Source organism: Sphingomonas citricola (assembly GCF_019429535.1).
GTDB lineage: Bacteria > Pseudomonadota > Alphaproteobacteria > Sphingomonadales > Sphingomonadaceae > Sphingomonas > Sphingomonas citricola.
In genome coordinates this window covers 575214-594193 of the sequence record NZ_JAHXZM010000001.1, presented here as the reverse complement: position 1 = coordinate 594193, position 18980 = coordinate 575214, and the positions used below count along the sequence as shown (strand labels likewise).

The 18980-nt window shown below is 67.3% G+C and carries 19 protein-coding genes and 1 tRNA gene; 11 read left to right on the top strand and 9 right to left on the bottom strand.

Annotated features, from left to right (window positions below; genetic code table 11):
- Positions 1-22 precede the first annotated feature (22 nt).
- The 5 genes from KZ810_RS03015 to KZ810_RS02995 form a co-directional block, all read right to left on the bottom strand.
- Complete coding sequence (locus KZ810_RS03015; RefSeq protein ID WP_219767488.1) at positions 23-1426, bottom strand: NAD(P)H-dependent flavin oxidoreductase; 1404 nt, start codon at positions 1424-1426, stop codon at positions 23-25.
- Positions 1427-1501: 75 nt separating this feature from the next.
- Positions 1502-2638: a glycosyltransferase family 4 protein gene (locus KZ810_RS03010; protein ID WP_219767487.1), complete on the bottom strand. Its 1137-nt coding sequence runs from the start codon at positions 2636-2638 to the stop codon at positions 1502-1504.
- 36 nt (positions 2639-2674) lie between these two features.
- Entirely contained in the window at positions 2675-3832 is a 1158-nt protein-coding gene (locus KZ810_RS03005) for a glycoside hydrolase family 130 protein (protein WP_219767486.1), read from the bottom strand.
- A complete protein-coding gene (locus tag KZ810_RS03000; RefSeq protein ID WP_219767485.1) occupies positions 3829-4593 on the bottom strand; it encodes an SDR family oxidoreductase in 765 nt (254 codons plus the stop codon). Before KZ810_RS03000 ends, KZ810_RS03005 begins: the two co-directional genes overlap by 4 nt.
- A gap of 40 nt (positions 4594-4633) precedes the next feature.
- Positions 4634-5524: an alpha/beta fold hydrolase gene (locus KZ810_RS02995; protein WP_308461472.1), complete on the bottom strand. Its 891-nt coding sequence runs from the start codon at positions 5522-5524 to the stop codon at positions 4634-4636.
- Positions 5525-5561: 37 nt separating this feature from the next.
- Between KZ810_RS02995 and KZ810_RS02990 the strand changes: the two genes are divergently transcribed.
- The 9 genes from KZ810_RS02990 (at position 5562) to KZ810_RS02950 (ending at position 14930) form a co-directional block, all read left to right on the top strand.
- The gene (locus KZ810_RS02990; protein ID WP_219767483.1) at positions 5562-6923 is read left to right on the top strand and encodes a protein adenylyltransferase SelO family protein; all 1362 of its coding nucleotides are present in this window, start codon (positions 5562-5564) and stop codon (positions 6921-6923) included.
- Positions 6924-6962: 39 nt separating this feature from the next.
- Complete coding sequence (gene astD / locus KZ810_RS02985) at positions 6963-8372, top strand: succinylglutamate-semialdehyde dehydrogenase (protein WP_219767482.1); 1410 nt, start codon at positions 6963-6965, stop codon at positions 8370-8372.
- 68 nt (positions 8373-8440) lie between these two features.
- Complete coding sequence (locus tag KZ810_RS02980) at positions 8441-9394, top strand: DUF808 domain-containing protein (protein ID WP_219767481.1); 954 nt, start codon at positions 8441-8443, stop codon at positions 9392-9394.
- Between the two features lie 69 nt (positions 9395-9463).
- The gene (gene cobA, locus KZ810_RS02975) at positions 9464-10252 is read left to right on the top strand and encodes a uroporphyrinogen-III C-methyltransferase (protein ID WP_219767480.1); all 789 of its coding nucleotides are present in this window, start codon (positions 9464-9466) and stop codon (positions 10250-10252) included.
- 10 nt (positions 10253-10262) lie between these two features.
- Positions 10263-10559, top strand: coding sequence for a DUF2849 domain-containing protein (locus KZ810_RS02970; RefSeq protein ID WP_219767479.1), 297 nt, complete (start codon positions 10263-10265; stop codon positions 10557-10559).
- Positions 10559-12190 (top strand): nitrite/sulfite reductase, encoded by a 1632-nt coding sequence (locus KZ810_RS02965; protein ID WP_219767478.1) that lies wholly within the window; start codon positions 10559-10561, stop codon positions 12188-12190. The genes KZ810_RS02970 and KZ810_RS02965 overlap by 1 nt, the downstream gene beginning before the upstream one ends.
- Positions 12183-12659 (top strand): DUF934 domain-containing protein, encoded by a 477-nt coding sequence (locus tag KZ810_RS02960; protein WP_258044307.1) that lies wholly within the window; start codon positions 12183-12185, stop codon positions 12657-12659. The genes KZ810_RS02965 and KZ810_RS02960 overlap by 8 nt, the downstream gene beginning before the upstream one ends.
- A complete protein-coding gene (locus tag KZ810_RS02955) occupies positions 12652-13410 on the top strand; it encodes a phosphoadenylyl-sulfate reductase (RefSeq protein WP_219767477.1) in 759 nt (252 codons plus the stop codon). The genes KZ810_RS02960 and KZ810_RS02955 overlap by 8 nt, the downstream gene beginning before the upstream one ends.
- Positions 13411-13568: 158 nt before the next feature.
- Positions 13569-14930: a DUF4403 family protein gene (locus tag KZ810_RS02950; RefSeq protein ID WP_258044305.1), complete on the top strand. Its 1362-nt coding sequence runs from the start codon at positions 13569-13571 to the stop codon at positions 14928-14930.
- Positions 14931-14941: 11 nt separating this feature from the next.
- On the opposite strand, the gene KZ810_RS02945 is transcribed toward KZ810_RS02950, so the two are convergent.
- Positions 14942-16432 (bottom strand): replicative DNA helicase, encoded by a 1491-nt coding sequence (locus KZ810_RS02945; RefSeq protein ID WP_219767475.1) that lies wholly within the window; start codon positions 16430-16432, stop codon positions 14942-14944.
- Between the two features lie 118 nt (positions 16433-16550).
- Here KZ810_RS02945 and KZ810_RS02940 point away from each other — a divergent pair, with 118 nt between their 5' ends.
- Together KZ810_RS02940 and KZ810_RS02935 are read left to right on the top strand one after the other, a co-directional pair.
- Positions 16551-17033 (top strand): UPF0262 family protein, encoded by a 483-nt coding sequence (locus KZ810_RS02940; RefSeq protein WP_219767474.1) that lies wholly within the window; start codon positions 16551-16553, stop codon positions 17031-17033.
- Between the two features lie 3 nt (positions 17034-17036).
- Positions 17037-17486, top strand: coding sequence for a cytidine deaminase (locus KZ810_RS02935; RefSeq protein WP_219767473.1), 450 nt, complete (start codon positions 17037-17039; stop codon positions 17484-17486).
- 82 nt (positions 17487-17568) lie between these two features.
- On the opposite strand, the gene KZ810_RS02930 is transcribed toward KZ810_RS02935, so the two are convergent.
- The 3 genes from KZ810_RS02930 to dksA form a co-directional block, all read right to left on the bottom strand.
- Positions 17569-17655 (bottom strand) — tRNA-Leu (locus tag KZ810_RS02930).
- A 79-nt stretch (positions 17656-17734) separates the two neighbouring features.
- Entirely contained in the window at positions 17735-18088 is a 354-nt protein-coding gene (locus KZ810_RS02925; RefSeq protein WP_308461471.1) for a PilZ domain-containing protein, read from the bottom strand.
- A 96-nt stretch (positions 18089-18184) separates the two neighbouring features.
- Positions 18185-18637: an RNA polymerase-binding protein DksA gene (gene dksA, locus KZ810_RS02920; RefSeq protein WP_219767471.1), complete on the bottom strand. Its 453-nt coding sequence runs from the start codon at positions 18635-18637 to the stop codon at positions 18185-18187.
- Positions 18638-18980 lie beyond the last annotated feature (343 nt).

Sequence of the window (18980 nt, the reverse complement as noted above, 5' to 3'; positions counted from 1 at the left end):
TCCGCGCGGCCCCGCTTTTACGTCAGTCGCCGGTCAAGATCCGATCGACCAATTCCTTGACGCTCGGGACGTAACCATTCGAGTAAAACGGGTCGCGCTTGAAGTTGTAGGCGGCATGCCCCGCGAACATCAGATTCTGCTCGACATCGCCGCCGTGCGCGATTTCCTGCAATGTCTTCTGGATGCAGAAGCTGCGCGGATCGGCGAGCCGCCCGGTCGAGTTCGTCTCGGTATCGGCCCAGCTCGAGAAAAGGCACTGCGACAAGCAGCCCATGCAATCGGCCTGATCCTTGCGGATTTCCGCCTTTTCGGGCGGCGACACGAACACCAACGTATTGTCGGGAGTCTTGAGCGCATCGGTGAAACCTTCGCCGAACCACTGCCGCGCACGCAGCAGGTCGTTGCGCGTCACCCAGAAATTCTTGCCCTTCACGCCGACGTCGAGCTGGAAGACGTGGTCGCCCGCCTCCTGCGTCGAGAAAGCGATCTGCCGCTCCGACCGCGCCTCAAGGCTGCGCAGAAACGGATTGCGCACCGCCGATGAGTAAAAACCGGTCGGCGAGAAGCGGTGGAGCAGCACGTCGCCCTCCTCCACGGTCATCAGCCGCTGCTTCCAGTCGTCGGGGATCGGGCTCTCACGCGTCAGCAGCGGGCGCGTGCCGTACTGGAACGCAATCTGACCCAGTTCGGGGTTGTCGATCCACTCGTTCCAGTCGCGCAGGTACCAGACGCCGCCCGCCATCACGATCGGCGTCGTGTCGGGAATACCGCCCTCGCGCATCGTGTCGCGCAGTGCCTTGACGCGCGGATAGGGATCCTCGGGACGCAGCGGATCCTCGGCGTTCGACAGGCCGTTGTGCCCGCCCGCCAGCCACGGATCCTCGTAAACGACCGCGCCGAGCAGTTCCGACACCTTCGAATAGGCGCGCTTCCACAAGGCGCGAAACGCACGGCCGGAGCTCACGATCGGCAGGTAGTTGACGTTGTACGACGCCGCGATCTCGGACAGCTTGTACGGCATGCCCGCGCCGCAGGTGACGCCCGCGACCATGCCCTTGGTCCGCTCGAGCACGCCCTGGAGCACACGCTGCGCGCCGCCCATTTCCCACAGGACGTTGATATTGATCGCGCCCTTGCCGCCCGCGATCTCCCACGCGCGCTGGACCTGCTGCACCGCGCCCTCGATCGCGTAGGCGATCAGTTCCTCGTGCCGCTCGCGCCGGGTCAGCGCGCGATAGATCTGCGGAATGATCTTGCCTTCGGGATCGTAGCTGTCGGCGTTGACCGCCGACACGGTGCCGATGCCGCCCGCCGCCGCCCAGGCACCCGCCGAGGCATGGTTGGTCGCCGCGACGCCCTTGCCGCCCTCCACCAATGGCCAGACTTCGCGACCGGCATAGACGATGGGGTTCAGGCCCTTGAACACGCTGCTGTCACTTCCCGAGATTGATAATTCGGACCGCTATAAACCAAAGTTACGACAAGGCGATAGCGTTGCGCGTCAGCCGAGCACCCCCGGCCGCCCCAGCGCACCCGCGTAGAGGTCGGCGTAGCGCGCGATCATCGTCCCCTCGTCGTACAGCGCGCGCGCTTTCGCTTGGTTGGCCTGCCCGACGCGGCGGCGGAGTTCGGGATCGGCGGCGAGCGCCTGGATCGCGTCGCGCAGCCGGACCTCGCCGTGATATTCGGTGATGAGGGGCGCGTTTTCCGTCGCCACCATTGCGCGCACGTCGCCGACGGGGGGCGCGACGATCGGCAGCCCCGCCGCCATCGCCTCCACCACGCTGATCGGGAATTGCTCCGATTTGGACGACAGCGCGAGCAGGTCGAAATGCCGCATGAAGCGGTACGGCCGGTCAAGGAAACCCGGCATCACGACGCGGTCGTCGATTCCCATCGCGAGCGCCGCCTGCTCGATCGCGGCCTTCTCCGGCCCCTCACCCACGATGACCAGGCGGAACCGCGCCGACACGCCACCGACCGCGCGGACAAGTTGCGGCAGGTCCTTTACCGCGCGCAGGCCCGCCACAGTGCCGATCACCACCTCGTTCGCTCGCCGCACGAAGCCGGGGATCGCCTTCGGCTCCGGTTCCTTCGCGTAGAGCGCGGTCGCGATGCCGTTCGCGATACGGTGGACGCGCGCGCGTGGCTGCTTCCACGTCTCCAGCGCAATCTGCTCGAGGCTCTCGGACGGCACCACCAGCGCGTGTGCCGCGCCGAGCGCGAGGCGGCGGTAGATGTTGCGCTCGCGCTTCAATCCGCCTGCCTCATCGGCATTGAACCCGTCCTCGTGGTGGACGAGCGGCGGCGCGCCCTTCGAGAACACGCGCCGCGCCATCACGCCGTCGATCGCGCCCCAATTGTACGTCAGCACCAGATCGAACCCACGCATGTAGCGCGCGATCGCCTCGTAGCGCGCGACCGACGGTTTGCCGGTTAGCGGCGGCGCGTTCTGCGCGATCTCATAAGCGATCCCGCGGTCGATCCGCGCGCGCGCGCCGAGCGCGCCGGGCATCGACGACACGATCATGTGACGCGCGCGGTCGCCGAACGCGTTCATCAACCGGACGGCACGCGCCTCCTTGCCGCCCAGGTCGAAGGTCGAATGGAGGTGCAGGATCGAGATCGGCCGCGTCATGCGCGCCGGCATAGCCCGCGACACGCTAACGCGCACCTACTGCGGTGGCGAGGCGCGCAACGCGTCCTTTGGCACGTGCGTGATCCGGCAGGCGAGGTCGGCCTCCCCGCTAGCCACGATCCAGTGATCGCCGCCGTCGACGATGCCGGTCGTGAAGACGACGTTGTCGAGGTACATCGCCTCGCGTAGCGGCTCGGTCAGGTGCGGGGCGGGTTCGAGCAGCGGCCTGTGGCATGTCGCGATCGTGCGCGACGGATCGTCGAGATCGAGCAGCGTCCAATAGGTCCGGTAGATGCCGACGACACCGCTCGGCTCGACGCCGTGCCACAGCGTCAGCCAGCCCTCCTGCCCCTCGATACTGGCGCGCACCGGCTGCGCACCACCGCCCATCCGTGCCGTCGCGACGGTGGCGGCGTGCGGGCGGATGCCGGGTTCGTCATGCGGTTTCCAGTGAAGCGCATCGGGCGAGGTCGCGAGGTTGATCGACGGTCCTGCGCGCCACGGCGAATCGGGCGGATAGGCGAAATAGAGATCGCCGAGCGGCCGCGTCTGCGCCCAGAACCTGTCCGCGACCTTCCCCTCGAAGATCAGCATGTCCTTGTTCTGGTGATCGAGCACGATTCCTTCGAGCTGCCAGTCGAGCGCGTCATCGCTGGTATACAATGTGGTCGAGTGCCGCTCCGGGCTGACCGAACAGCTCGTCATATAATAGCGCTCGCCGACCCGGCTGATCCGCGCATCCTCGACGCCGTAGCATTGATAGGCGCGCCGCGGCGCGATCGCTCGGTCGTAATGGATCGCCTCGATGCGGGTACCGTCCGCGTTCAGCTCGACCGGCAGCAGCCACGACAGCGACGTCAGTGCCATCACCTTCCACCCGCCACCGCGCATCATGAACTTGCGCGGATCGCTCGTGTCGACGAGTTGAAGCGGCCAGGCGTCCAGCACGTAGGCCCCCTCGTCCCAGCGGATCGCGTGGACGTGGCCGTCCTTTATCGGATGCCGCAACGCTTCCGCCACGCGCACCATCATCAGCAGATTGCCGTTCGACAGCCGCGTCAGCCCCGGATTGAATGCGCCGAGAACGTAGGTTTCGTCATCGATCTTGCCCGCGAGTGGCGAGCGCGACAGGTCGATGTCACGCGGATCGAGGATCAACGCGTCGTGCGCGAAGCTGGGCGCCGCCTGCGTCATTCCTGATCCTGCACGCGCGGGCTGATCGTTAGGCGCTGGATCACCGTACGGCGCGGCTGCGTCAGCAGATAATGGACCCCCGCTGCGATATCCTCGGCACGCAGCATCTTTTCCTCGCCGATCTGTTCGCGCTGTTCCTCGGGCGAGATGTCGGGCTCCTGCATCGTCGAGCCGGTCATACCGGGCTCGACCAGCGCGACGCGGATGCCCTTCGGCCCCAGTTCGCGGCGCAAAGCGACCGAGAAACCCTGGATGCCGGCCTTGATCCCGGCGTAGACGGTCGAGTGCGGTCCCAGCACATAAGCGCTCATCGAGCCGACCAGCACGATGTCGCCCTCCCCGCCCATCGCCTTGGCGGCTTGATGTGCAAGCAGCAGGTAGTGCGTGAAGTTGAGCGATATCGCGTGGCGCAGCGTGGGCTCGTCCATCTCTGTTACGCCGCTCGCGCCGACCGCGGCGTTGGCGACGATCACGTTGTACCCGCCCATCACATCGCGCGCGGCCTCCAGGAAGCGGCCAACGTTGTCGGGCTCGGCCAGATCAAGCACGACGCCGTCACCCGTGCCGACTTCGCGAATGCGCGCGAGCGCGTCATCCAGATGCTCGGGCGTGCTCGCGCCGATGAAAACGCGCGCGCCCTCGGTGGCGAGCAGCACCGCGATCGCGCGCCCGATGCCGGTCGAACCCCCACTGATGACCACGCGCCGCCCCTCGAGCGGCAGAACCGCGGTATGCGCGTCGGCGTTGACGGAGTCTGGCATGAAACGTCCCGATTGTTCAGCCGGCGAGACGCCCGAGCGATCAGCCGGGTTCCGCTACACTCGCGAGCAACTCGTCGATCGCGACGCGCGCCTCGGGCTCGGCGAGTGTCGGCACGTGGCCGACGCGCGGGATCGTCGCCAACACGGCGCGCGGCAGTGCGGCGATCATCCGCTCGGCCGTTTGGCCGGAGAGCATGTCGGATCGCTCGCCGCGCACCACCAGCACAGGGACGTCGCGCAAGGCTGAGAAAGCGCGCCACATATCGGGGCCCGCCTCGTTCCCCGGCAGCCGGAACGGCTCGGCGATGCGTGCGTCGTAATCGAGTACGATGCGCCCCGCGCTGCTGAGGCGATAGACGCGCTTCGCCATTGCCAGCCAATCCTCGATCGCCCAGTCGGGATACACGCCCCCGCTCGATTCCTGGAGCGCGCGCGCCGCGTGCATCCACGTCGGATGATTGCTCGATTTGCCGACATAGCCGCGCACCCGCGCGAGACCCGCGGACTCGATGTCGGGACCGATGTCGTTCAGCACTGCCCCCGCGATCCGCCCCGGCATCATCCCCGCCAGCAGCATCGCGACGATCCCGCCGAGCGACGTGCCGACGACCACGAAACGATCGACCCCGGCCGCCTCGATCAGCCCCGCCATATCCTGCGCGTAGGTCAACGGGACATAGCTCATCGGGTCCTTGGCGTAGGCGCTCTCGCCGCGACCGCGGAATTCGACCGCGAGCACCCGCCAGTCGGGCGACAGATGCTCGGCAAGCGTAGCGAAATCGCGCGCGTTGCGCGTCAGCCCCGGCATACAGATAATCGCGGGCCTGTCCGCATGGCCCGGATAGTCGCGCGCGTGCAGCCGCAGCCCGTCGCCCGACCACCAGTAGACGTCCTCGAACCCCGCCCCGTTCCCTGCCCCGAACCCTGTCACGCTTGTACCCCGGTCGCCTGCGCCCCCATATCGACGCATGCCGATCGACCCGCAAGCGTACCGCCCCGAAACGACGATCCTCGAGCTGGGCGACGGCTTCTACGATCCGGTCGCGGCCGCCGACTTCCCACGGGCCGTGCTGCGCTTCCGCAACGATCGCGCCGCGGACGAGGTCGGGCTCTCGACGCTGAGCGATGAGGAATGGATCGCGCATTTCGGCCGCTTCATGCCGCTGCCCGGCACGCTGCCCCAACCGCTCGCGCTGCGTTATCACGGCAACCAGTTCCGCCAGTACAATCCCGAGCTCGGCGACGGGCGCGGTTTCACCTTCGCGCAGCTGCGCGACCGGAACGGGCGGTTGATGGATCTGGGCACCAAGGGATCGGGCCAGACGCCGTGGAGCCGTTTCGGCGACGGGCGCCTGACGCTCAAGGGCGGCGTGCGCGAAGTGCTGGCCAGCGAGATGCTCGAAGCGCTGGGCGTCCCCACCTCGCGCAATTTCTCGCTGATCGAGACGGGCGAGGCGCTCGACCGCGGCGACGAGCCATCGCCCACCCGCTCGGCGGTGTTGGTGCGCTTGAGCCACGGCCATATCCGCATCGGCACCTTCCAGCGGCTCGCCTACAATCGTGACGAAGCGGGTCTGCGCGCGCTGACCGCCTATGTGTTGCGCCACCTCTACGGCGAGGATGCCGACGATCCCGTCCGCCTGCTCGACCTCGTCGTCGATCGGAACGCGACGCTCGCCGCGCGCTACATGGCGGCGGGGTTCGTCCACGGCGTGCTCAATTCCGACAACATCAACGTGACCGGCGAAAGCTTCGACTACGGACCGTGGCGGTTCGCGCCGACGTGGGACCCGGCGATCGTCGCGGCCTATTTCGACCACGCCGGCCTCTACGCCTTCGGTCGCCAGCCCGAGGCGATCCACTGGGACGCGATGCAATTAGCCGTCTCGCTCCGGCAGATCAGCGACGCCGAGCCGCTGATCGCCGCGCTCGACCGATTCCCCGACCGATATCAGCGCGCGGTGACATCGGCGATTCTGTGGCGGCTCGGCCGTACCCCGCGCGACCACGAGCGCGACCGCGCGCTGGTGCAGGCGGTCGAGCGTGCGCTGCGCACCACGGGCACCGAGATCGCGCGCTTCTTCTTCGATGTGTTCGCGACCGACCCGCCGGCCGGCTACGGCACCGAGTGGGAAGAGCTACGCGCCGCCTTGTCCGGTTATGCGCCGCGCAAGCCGCGTGAGCACCCCTTCTGGTCCGATGAGCCCTGCGCGATGCTCATCGACGAGGTCGAGGCGATCTGGTCCGCGATCGACCGCGACGATGATTGGGCGCCGTTCCATCACAAGGTGCACGCGATCAGGCAAATGGGACAGGCGCTCGCCGACTGACCCCTTTCGCTCCATGCCTATTGCGGTAAGGGACGATGCATGGGTGAGCTGATCTCGTTCGAGCCCGCAACGGGTGTCGAGTTGTGGCGTGGGGCGACGAGCGACGTCGATCTGGAGGTCGCGACCGCCCGCGACGGCTGGGTCGCCTGGGCGGCGCGACCGGTCACCTTTCGTATCGAGACGATGCGACGCTTCGCGAATGTCGTGCGCCAGCGCAGCGACGCCTTCGCCGACACGATCGCGCGCGAAACCGGCAAGCCGTTGTGGGAAGCGCGCACCGAGGTCGATTCGGTCATCGCCAAGGTCGACATCTCGGTCAGCGCCTATGCCGAGCGGACCGCGCAGCGCCGGATGGACGCGCCGATGGGCAGCCGCATGGCGCTTCGTCACAAGCCACACGGCGTGCTCGCGGTGCTGGGTCCCTACAACTTCCCTGCGCATCTGCCCAACGGGCATATCGTCCCCGCCTTGATCGCGGGTAACGCGGTCGTGTTCAAACCATCGGAAAAGACCCCCGCGACGGGCGTCTTCCTGTGTGAATGCCTCCATGCCGCGGGCGTCCCCGAGGAATGCATGCGCGTCGTGATCGGCGGCCCCGACGAGGGGCGAAGGCTCGCCGCGCACGACGGGATCGACGGGCTGCTGTTCACCGGATCGGCGCGCACCGGGCTCGCGCTCAACCGCGCGTTCGCCGAGAAACCCGAGAAGATCCTCGCGCTCGAAATGGGTGGCAACAATCCGATCGTCGTGTGGGACACGCCCGACCTCGCCGCGGCGGCGGTGCTGGTCGCGCAATCCGCCTTCACCACCGCGGGGCAGCGCTGCACTGCCGCGCGCCGGTTGATCGTGCAGGAATCGCTCGCGGACGACTTCCTCGCCGAACTCAATCGCCTCGCAGGGCGCCTGATCGTCGGGCGCCCGCACGATGATCCCCAGCCGTTCATGGGCCCGGTGATCGACAACGAGGCCGCCGACGGACTGACCGAGAGCTTCCTCGCGCTGATGATGCGCGGCGCGCGCCCGATCCGTCACATGGCGCGCCCCGATCCCGAGCGGCCGATGCTCACCCCCGGTATCATCGACGTCACCGACCTGCCCGATCGGCCCGACATCGAGCTGTTCGGGCCACTGCTGCAGGTGATCCGCGTCGACGATTTCGACGCCGCGATCGCGGAGGCGAACAACACGCGGTACGGCCTGTCCGCCTCGCTCGTCAGCCAAACGCCGATCCTCTACGACCGTTTCTGGGCGCGCGCGCGCGCGGGGATCGTCAACTGGAACAAGCCGACCAACGGCGCGTCGTCCTCGGCGCCGTTCGGCGGGATCGGCTGGTCGGGCAATCACCGCCCGAGCGCCTATTACGCGGCGGATTACTGCGCCTATCCCGTCGTCTCGAACGAGGCGGAGGCAGCGCGCGCGTCGATCGGCATCGGCCTGACCGATGGCTGATGCAGGGCGGCTGATCAGGGGCGGCCGATCCGCGACGCTGGACACACACCACCGGGGGGAATGACATCATGGCAAGCGGGCTGGTCGCACTGCTCGACGACATCGCCGGGCTGACGCGGCTCGCCGCCGCCTCGCTCGACGACGTGGCGGGGGCCGCAGCAAAGGCAGGGACGAAGGCAGCGGGCGTCGTCGTCGACGATACTGCGGTGACGCCGCGCTACGTCGTCGGGCTCTCGCCCAAGCGCGAATTGCCGATCATCGGCAAGATCGCACTCGGCTCGCTGCGCAACAAACTGCTGTTCCTGCTGCCCGCCGCGCTGATTTTGAGCGCGTTCGCGCCCTGGGCGATCACGCCGCTGCTGATGCTGGGCGGCCTCTACCTCTGTTTCGAGGGCGCGGAGAAGGTGATCGAGGCGGTCACCGGCGCCCACCACGCCGACGAGGAGGCCGCCCCCACCGATCCTGGTGCGCTGGAGAACCAGAAGGTGTCGGGCGCGATCCGCACCGACTTCATCCTCTCGGCCGAGATCATGGCGATCGCCCTGGGCGAGGTCAGCGACACGCCGATCCTGACGCAGGCGATCACGCTGATCATCGTCGCGGTTGCGATCACCGCGGGCGTCTACGGCGTCGTCGCTTTGATCGTAAAGGCCGACGACGTCGGGCTCTATCTGGCGAAACAGCGATCGGGCGCGCTTCAGGCGATCGGGCGCGGGCTGGTCAAGGGCGTGCCCGTCATGATGCGCTGGCTGGCGGTGATCGGTACCGCGGCGATGATCTGGGTCGGCGGCGGCATCCTGCTCCACGGCGCGGAGGAACTGGGCCTCGCCGGACCCGCGCACGTCGTCCATCACGCGTCCGAGGTCGCGGGTCACGCGAACGGCGCGCTCGGCGGGGCGGTAGCATGGGTGGTGACCGCTACTCTGTCGGGGGTCATCGGACTGATCGTCGGCGCGCTCGTCGCGCTGGTCGTGCATCAGGTGCAGAAGGCTCGCGGCGGCGAGGATGCGGCCGCGCACTGAAACCTCGGCTACGCGCGCGGCAAGCTTCGCTGAATTGCGCGCGCGCGCTGGCAGGCCCATCTGCTACCAATGGCAAGTCTGCTCGATCCCGACGCGCGCGGCCGCGTCATCCTCGTCGGTGCGGGTCCGGGTGATCCCGGGCTGCTGACCGTCCGCGCGGTCGAGGCGCTCAAATCCGCCGACGTCGTCGTTCACGACGGGCTGATCGACGCGCGCGTGCTCGATATCGCGCCCGCGACAGCGCAGCGCATCTCGGTCGCGAAACGCCGCGCGCGGCACACGTTGCCGCAGGAGGCGATCAATGCTTTGATCGTCGCGCATGTCCGCGCGGGATCGGTCGTCGTCCGGCTGAAGGGCGGCGACCCGTTCATCTTCGGGCGCGGTGGCGAGGAGGTCGAGGTGGTGCGCGCGGCGGGGCTGCCGGTCGAGGTGATCCCGGGCGTGTCGGCTGCGCTCGGCTGCGCGGCGGAGGCCATGCTGCCGCTCACTCACCGCGATCATTCGAGCGCGGTCAGCTTCGTCGCGGGCCAGTGCAAGGGGCTAAGCGAACAGGACTGGTCGGGGCTCGCGGGGCAAGGGCGCACGCTCGTCATCTACATGGGCGTCGCGACCGCCGATCAGATCGCGGACAAATTGATGGCCGACGGCGTCGCGCCCGACATGCCCGTCGCGGTGCTGGAAAAGGGCACCTGCCCCGGCCACCGCGCGCTGCGCACGTTGCTCGCCGACTTGGGTGCGATGGTGCGGCGCGAGGGCGTCGCCAGCCCCGCGATCATCGTCGTCGGCGAAGTGGTCGATTTGTCGGATGCTGAGAACAAGCTCGCGGGCTATGCGCGCGTCGCGGAGACATTGGCGTGAGGGTGAAAGCGTGAAACTGGTGACGGGCAACGATTTGCCGAGCGGCGACGTGATCTGGTGGACCGGCAATGGCTGGTCGCGCCACGTCGAGGACGCGGTCGACGCGGGTGACCATGCCGAGGCGATCGCGCGCGCGGAGGAAGCGTCGCGGCGTGTCAACGTGCCCTATGTGATCGAGGGGGTGGCGACCGCCGAAGGTCCGCGCCCCGCGCACATTAAGGACCGCATCCGCGCGCTAGGCCCAACCGTCCGCCCCGACCTCACGTTGAAGCCGGCCGACCCCAATGCCGGAAACTGGGTGATCTGATGTACAAGTACGACGAATATGATCAGGCGATCGTCGACGCGCGCGTCGATGAATTTCGCGATCAGGTGCGCCGCCGCCTGGCTGGCGACATGACCGAGGATCAGTTCAAGCCGTTGCGGCTGATGAACGGCCTCTACCTCCAGCTCCACGCCTATATGCTGCGGATCGCGGTGCCCTATGGCACGCTCGACAGCCGGCAGATGCGGATGCTCGGCCACATCGCACGCAAATATGATCGCGGTTACGGTCATTTCACCACGCGCCAGAACATCCAGTTCAACTGGATCAAGCTGTCCGACGCGCCCGACATCCTGGCCGAAATCGCCAAGATCGAGATGCACGCAATCCAGACCAGCGGAAACTGCATCCGCAACATCTCGTCCGACCAATATGCCGGCGCCGCCGCGGACGAGGTCGCCGACCCGCGCCCCTGGGCCGAATTGGTGCGGCAGTGGAGCACGTTCCACCCCGAATTCAGCCATCTGCCGCGCAAGTTCAAGATCGCGGTGATCGCGGCGGACGAGGATCGCGCCGCGATGCGGCTGCACGATATCGGCATCCAGCTCGTCATGCGCGACGGCGAATTGGGCGCGAAAATCTTCGCCGGCGGCGGCATGGGTCGCACGCCGATGATCTCGCACGAAATCCGCGACTTCGTCGCCGCCGACGACCTGATGAGCTACCTGGAAGCGTGCCTTCGCGTCTACAATCGCTACGGCCGGCGCGACAATATCTACAAGGCGCGGATCAAGATCCTGATCCACGAGATCGGTGCGGACGAATATCGCCGTCAGGTCGAGGAGGAGTTCGCCGCCGTCAAACAGCTCGGGCTCGACCCGCCGCGCGCCGAGCTGGAGCGGATCACCGCGATGTTCGCGGCCCCCGCGTTCGCGGCCGACGCCCCGACCGACATCGACCGCAGCGATCCCGATTTCGCGGTCTGGCTCGACCAGAACGTCAAGCCGCATAAGCAGCCCGGCTACGCGATCGTCAACGTGTCGCTGAAACCGATCGGCGGCATCCCCGGCGACGCCTCGGCCGATCAGATCGACGTCATGGCGGACCTCGCCGAACGCTACGCCTTCGACGAACTGCGCGTTACGCACGCGCAGAACATCGTGCTGCCGCATATCCGCGTCGCCGATCTGAAGGCGGTCTGGGACGCGCTGGCCGAAGTGGGGCTTGCCGAGGCGAACCTCGACCTCATCAGCGACATCATCGCCTGCCCCGGGCTTGATTATTGCAGCCTCGCCAACGCGCGCTCGATCCCGCTCGCGCAGAAGATCGCCGAGCGTTTCGCCGATCCGGCGCGGCAGCGTGATCTGGGCGAATTGAAGCTCAAGATTTCGGGCTGCATCAACGCCTGCGGCCACCATCACGCCGGCCACATCGGCATCCTGGGCGTCGACAAGAAGGGCGTCGAGAATTTCCAGCTACTGCTCGGCGGATCGGGCGCGGAGGACGTGAGTCTGGGCAGGATCACCGGCCCCGGGTTCAGCGAGGACGGCGTCGTCGACGCGATCGAACGCGTGACCGACACCTACATCAAGGTGCGCGAGGGCGGAGAGCGCTTCGTCGACACCTATCGGCGCGTCGGCATGGAGCCGTTCAAGGAGGCGATCTATGGCTGACGGTTTCGATCCCGACCAGACGACGATGACCGACAGCGGCGGCGGAGTCCAGCTCCGCTTCCGCGACGACGAGGTGAACGAGGAACCTGCGGTCACGCTCGATTCGTTCCTGATCGGGCAATCAAACGCCACCGCCGTCCGGATCGAACCCGGCGACGACGCGCGCGCGCTGCTGCCCTCACTCGACCGGATCGCGTTGATCGAGGTGTCGTTCCCGAGCTTCCGCGACGGGCGCGGCTATTCGGTCGCGCGCATCCTGCGCGAGGCGGGATACACGGGCGAATTGCGCGCGTCGGGCGACGTGCTGGTCGATCAGGTGCCGCTGATGCGCCGCTGCGGCTTCGACAGTTTTGCGCCCGAAGCACCGATCGACGGTGACACGCTGCGCCGCGCGCTCGACCGCTATGATTTCCATTACCAGAGGGCCGCCGACGCATCGGTGCCGGTGTGGAAGCGGCGTCATGGGTGAGCCCGCGCGCAAGCTCGACACAATCGAAACCGGCCGCGTCTACACCGCCGCCGACGCCGCCGCTTATGCCGCGCGCTTCGCCCGCGCCACCGCGCAGGAGATGCTGGGCGAGCTGCTGACGGGCGAGTTGCGCGGCCGCATCGCTGCGGTATCGTCGTTCGGCGCGGAATCGGCGGTGCTGCTTCACATGATCGCCGAGGTCGACCGCGACGTGCCGGTCGTGTTCACCAACACGCAGAAGATGTTCGGCGAAACGCTCGCCTACCGCGACGAGCTTGCCGAACGGCTGGGCTTCACCGACCTGCGCGTGTTCCGCCCCGATCCCCGGCTGCTGCGGCTGAAGGACGACAAGGGGCTGCGCTGGTCTTACGATCCTGACGGCTGCTGCGAGCTGCGCAAGGTCGAGCCGCTGCGCCGCGCGCTGGCGCCGTTCGACGCGTGGATCTCGGGGCGCAAGGGGTTTCAGGCCTCGACCCGCCGCGCGATGCCGCGGTTCGAGGAGGACGACGGGCGGTTGAAGATCAACCCGCTGTCCGCCTGGACCAAGGCCGATCTCGACGCCTATTTCGCCGAGCACGAGCTGCCGCGTCATCCGCTCGAGGCGCAGGGCTACCCCTCGATCGGTTGCGCGCCCTGCACCTCGCGCGTGCAGCCGGGCGAAGACCCGCGCGCGGGTCGCTGGCGCGGCTGGGACAAGGTCGAGTGCGGCATCCACGTGCCCGAGAAGCCTGGCGAGGAACCCGCCTTCTGACCTGAGGTCGTTTCGATACTGGATCGAAACGGACCGATCCGGGTTAAGCGCAGGTGAAACGATCGCTCGCCTGCCTGCTCCTCCCCCCGCTCGTGCTTTCGGGGTGCAGCCATCAGGTCGGCAACCCGGCACCGCCCAGGGTGACGGGGGGTATCACGATGCCCGAGCAACCATCCACCGTCGTCGTGCCCGTTGTCGCCGACCTGAACGAGCTCGAGCGCGGGATCGACCGGCGCACCCCGCAGGCGTTGTGGACGATCGACCGTCATCTCGATCGTTGCGTCAAGGCGAAGCACGTCGACCTCGGCATCGCGAAGGTGAAGGTGACCCCTGATCTTGGTTGCCGGATCGCGGGCACCGTCACGCGCGGGCACGTCGAGATCGGCGGAAACGGCGACCGCCTCGTCATCACGCTTCCGATCCATGCGCGCATCTCGGTCCGCGACGTCGGGGGCGTCGCGGGCGAAACCGCGACCGGCAGCGCAATCGTGCGCGCGACCGGGCGCATCTCGGTCACGGGCGACTGGCAGCCGACCGCCAGGATGCGCTTGTCCTACGACTGGACACAGCCGCCCGGCGTCGACCTGCTGGGGCAGCGCATCACCTTCACCGATCAAGCCGACGAGAAGCTGCGCCCGGTGCTCGCCAAGCTCGAGCGCGATCTGCCGCAGGAATTGTCGCGGCTCCACCTGCGCCGGCAACTCGAGCAGGTCTGGCGCCAGTCATTCGCGACGGTGCAGCTCAGCGAGCGTAACCCGCCGGTATGGATGCGCGTCGCACCGCGCCGGCTCGGCTACGGTGGCTACCGTGTCGAGGGGCGTGCGCTGCGGCTCACCCTGCGCGCCGACGCGTTGACGCAGACGTTCGTCGGGCATCGTCCCGCCGACCTCACGCCGACCGCGCTGCCACCGCCCTCGCCGCAGATCGGCGAGGCGGGCGTCCGCTTCTTCATCCCCGTCCTCGCCGATTACGTCGAGCTCGAACCCGTCGTGCAGCGCGCGTTGCGCAAGCTCGCCGCGCGCGGGATCGACCTGAAGGGCATCGGCCCGGTCGACGCGCAATTCGGGCAGGTCACGGTCTACGCGACGAACGACCACCGCATCGCGGTCGGCATCCACGCCCGGGTCAAGGCGCGATCGAGCCCGATCGCCTCCGCCGAGGGCGACGCATGGCTGTCGGCCGAGCCGTTCAACCAGCCTGGATCGCAGCGGGTAGAGGCGCGAAACGTCGAATTCGCGACCAAGACCAACTCGCCGCTGGTCGACCTGCTCGCCGCCTTGTTCGCCGATCCGGCGGTGCGCGCCAGCGTCGCGGCCGGGCTCGGTCACGATTTCGCGCCCGATTACCGCAAGCTGATCGGCAAGGTCGAACGCGCGATCGGTGAGCGGCGCGAGGGCGACTTCGTGCTGCGCACGCGGATCACCGGGGTGCGCAACGGCCGCATCGCGGCGACGGGCGCGGGGCTGTTCATGCCGGTCGCGGTCACCGGCCGGGCGAGCATCACCTACGCCCCGCGCTGACGCGCCCCGGCTCAATAGCCGGCGTAATCCGAGAAGCGCGTGATGGTGGGGTCGAACTTCAGGATCACCTTACCGGTCGCGCCGTGGCGCTGTTTCGCGACGATCAGCTCGGCGAGGCCGTAGACGCGTTCCATGTCGGCTGCCCAGGCGGCGTGATCCTCGAACATCTTGGCATTGTCGCCCTCGACCGGGCGCTTCGGCTCCTTTGCCGCGACGTAATAATCCTCGCGGAACACGAACCACACCATGTCGGCGTCCTGCTCGATCGAGCCCGATTCGCGCAGGTCCGAGAGCTGCGGGCGCTTGTCTTCCCGCTGTTCGACCGCGCGGCTCAGCTGCGACAACGCGAGCACCGGCACGTTCATGTCCTTCGCCAGCGTCTTCAATCCGCGGCTGATCTCCGAGATTTCCTGCACGCGGTTGCCGTCCGACGACTTGCCCGACCCCGACAGAAGCTGGAGATAGTCGATCACGACCAGCCCGATTTCGTTGTTGTGCCGCCGCTGGAGGCGACGCACGCGCGTGTGGAGCGAGCCGATCGATAGGCCGCCGGTATCATCAATGAACAGCGGCAAGTTCTCCAGTTCGGCAGCGGCGGCGGCGAGCTGCTCGAACTCCTGCTTGCTAATCTTGCCCATGCGGAGCGCCTCGGACGAGATGCGCGACTGTTCGGCGAGGATACGCGTGGCGAGCTGGTCGGCCGACATTTCCAGACTGAAGAACGCGACCTTCGCACCGACCGATTTCGATGGCGGAATGCCATCGCGCATGTCGTGCATCCAGCGCTGCGCCGCGTTGAACGCGATGTTGGTGGCAAGCGAGGTCTTCCCCATGCCGGGACGCCCGGCGAGGATCATCAAATCCGAATGGTGCAGACCACCGATCTTCTGGTTGACGCTGTCGAGGCCGGTCGTGACGCCCGACAGATTGCCGCCCCAGTTGAGCGCCTTCTCGGCCATCTTGACCGCCATCGTGCTCGCCTGGGCGAACGACTTGATGCTGTTCTCGGTCGCGCCGTCGGCGGCAACCTTGAACAATTCCTCCTCGGCGAGCTCGATCTGCGCGCGCGGGTTGACCTCCTCCGACGTGTCCATCGCGCGGTCGACCAGTGTGCGCCCGACCGAGACAAGCGAGCGCAGCATCGCGAGGTCGTAGATCTGCTGCGCGAACTGCCGCGCGCCGATCAACCCTGCGCCCGAACCGGTCAAGCTGGCGAGATAGGCGGGGCCGCCCAGTTCCTTCATCCCCTCGTCCGCCTCGAACATGGGGCGCAGCGTGACAGGGGTCGCCAGCATGTCGGCGGCGCGCAGCGTCTTGATCGCGGCAAAGACGCGGCCGTGGACGGGCTCGTAGAAATGCGCGGGCTCAAGCCGGTCGACCAGATCGTCGGCGAGGCGATTGTCGATCATCATCGCGCCGAGCATCGCGGCCTCCGCCTCGACGTTGCGCGGAAGCTGAACGGGCTCGACCGGAGTCGGCTGCGGAAATGCCAATGTCGCCATCGCGGCGTCATACCCGGCGGGGACGATTACCGAAACCGTGACGGCAGTGAATAACGGCGATAACCCGCGGTGATCGGGCACGTTGTCGCGCGCGCGCTTCGTGGCTATCGACGGGAATATGGCCGATCCGCGGATCATCGACATCCAGCTCGACGAGGGCACGATCCTGTGGCGCTCGGCCGATATCGAGCAGGAACGCCGGATCGCGATCTTCGACCTGATCGAGGAGAATCATTTCGCGCCGCAGCGCACGACGCCCGACGGCTACGCCGGGCCGTACCGTGTCCTACTCTCGGTCGAGGAAGGCCGGCTGGTCATCCAGATCAAACGTGAGGACGATACTCCGCTTGAAACGCTGATCCTAGGCCTCGCACGCTTTCGCCGCCCGATCCGCGATTATTTCGCGATCTGCGACAGCTATTTCCAGGCGATCCGCCAATCGACCCCGGCGCAGATCGAGACGGTCGACATGGCGCGCCGCGGCATCCACAACGAGGCGGCCGAACTGTTGAAGGAACGGCTCGACGGCAAGATCGAGATCGACTTCGACACCGCGCGCCGCCTGTTCACGCTCATCTGCGTCCTCCACATCAAGGCTTGAACCATGTCAGACGAAGCAACCCGGCTGATCGCCGCCGCGCGCGAGGCCGCGCGTAACGCGCACGCCCCATACTCGCATTTCGCCGTGGGAGCTGCGGTGCTGCTATCCGACGGCAGCGTGGTCACCGGCGCAAACGTCGAGAATGCGAGCTACGGGCTGTCGCTCTGCGCGGAAACGGTCGCGATCGCGAGCGTCAGTGCATCGGGGCGCCTGCGCGACGTGGTCGCGATCGGCGTGATCGGCGGGATGATGGACGCGGACGGCGCCGCGACAGGCAGCGAGCCGGTGCGTCCATGCGGTCGATGCCGGCAGGTAATCAACGAGGCCGCGCAGATGAGCCGGCGCGATGTCGCGGTCTATTGCGGCGGCGCCCACGGCGACACGATCGCGCGCTACACGCTGTCGGCATTGCTGCCCGACGCCTTCGGCCCGTCCGACCTGGGGATCGATTGATCGCGTCGCGTGACGGGACGGTGCGGTCGCCGTGCGCCGACCGTGCATGATGTTACGTGAAGCTGAAAAGCCACCCCTGGGGTGGTACGGGCGGTCGGGCTCGAACCGACACTCTGTCACCAGAACCAGATTTTGAGTCTAGCGCGTCTACCAATTCCGCCACGCCCGCGTGGAGGCGGCCCCTGTGGCAGGCAAATCGGCGCGCGTCCAGCCGGTTTGTGCGCGCAATTGACGTTGGCTGTCGGCGTTCAGCGTTTGAATGCGGCGGCGCCGAACCGCTTCACCGTCGGCTGCGCGTCGTTCGGGGCCTTGCGCGCGCGTTGCGGGTCGATCTCGCGGTCGAACGCGATCCCGGCGCGACCCTCGGTCTGCCACGCGACGCGCCCGCTGATCCAGCCGATCCCGCGCACCTCGACCTCGACCTCGCCCTCGGGCGCGACCGGGTACGGCAACTCGACCATCAATCCGCCCGGCGACAGGTTGCGCACGCGCACGTCGACGGTGCGGCTGGTCGCCGTGCGCAGTTTCGCCATCAGAAACAGGCTGTCGCGTCCGCGCGTCGCCGCCGACCCGGCATTGATGCCGGGATCAGCTTCGAACACGCTCTTTCCCAAATGCTCCATCGACCCCACCGGTTCTCGGTCCGCCCGCCGCCTTACCGGTCTGTCGGTAAAGAACCGCTTACCATGCCGGATCGATCAGTCGTCGCGCGAAACCTTTTCGTTGCGCTCGTGCCGCTCCTGCGCCTCGACCGTCATCGTCGCGATCGGTCGCGCCTCGAGCCGCTGGAGGCTGATCGGCTCGCCCGTCACCTCGCAATAACCGTATTCGCCCTCGTCGAGCCGGCGCAGCGCCGCGTCGATCTTTGACACCAGCTTGCGCTGCCGGTCGCGGGTGCGCAGTTCGATCGACCAGTCGGTCTCGCTCGAGGCGCGATCGGTCAGGTCGGGTTCGCGCAGCGAATCGATCTGAAGCTGCGACAGGGTCCCCAAGCTCTCGCGCAGGATCGCCTCTTTCCAATCGTACAGCTTCTGCCGGAAATAGGCCTGCTGCCGGGCATTCATGAATGGTTCGTCGGCGCTTGGCCGGTAATCGTCGCCCTGGTTCGTCGCGACCGAATATTCGTCAATACGATTCAACACCGTAGCCATCGACACTCTCCCGCCTGCGCGCCAGGAATGATCGTCAACACCGCTGGTGCGCCCCCTGCCGGGGCCTATAACCGCGGTCGTACATAACGACAAGCGAACAGACGGTTTTCCGTACGATCGTGTCGATGACGCGCCCCTGAACGAAAGTGCCTGAACGAAAGCGCTCGGACAAATGGGCGGGAGCGGGACCGGCGCGGGTCGGCGCGATTCAGTCCCACGGTGACACGTTAACCATAATCCGCCCGCCCGCCAGGCGATACAAAGCCGATCGGACGTGACAATGATGGTTAAGGGCGTTGCACTTAAGCCTTTGTTTTGCACTTTGCAGTCATGGGCTGCGTGC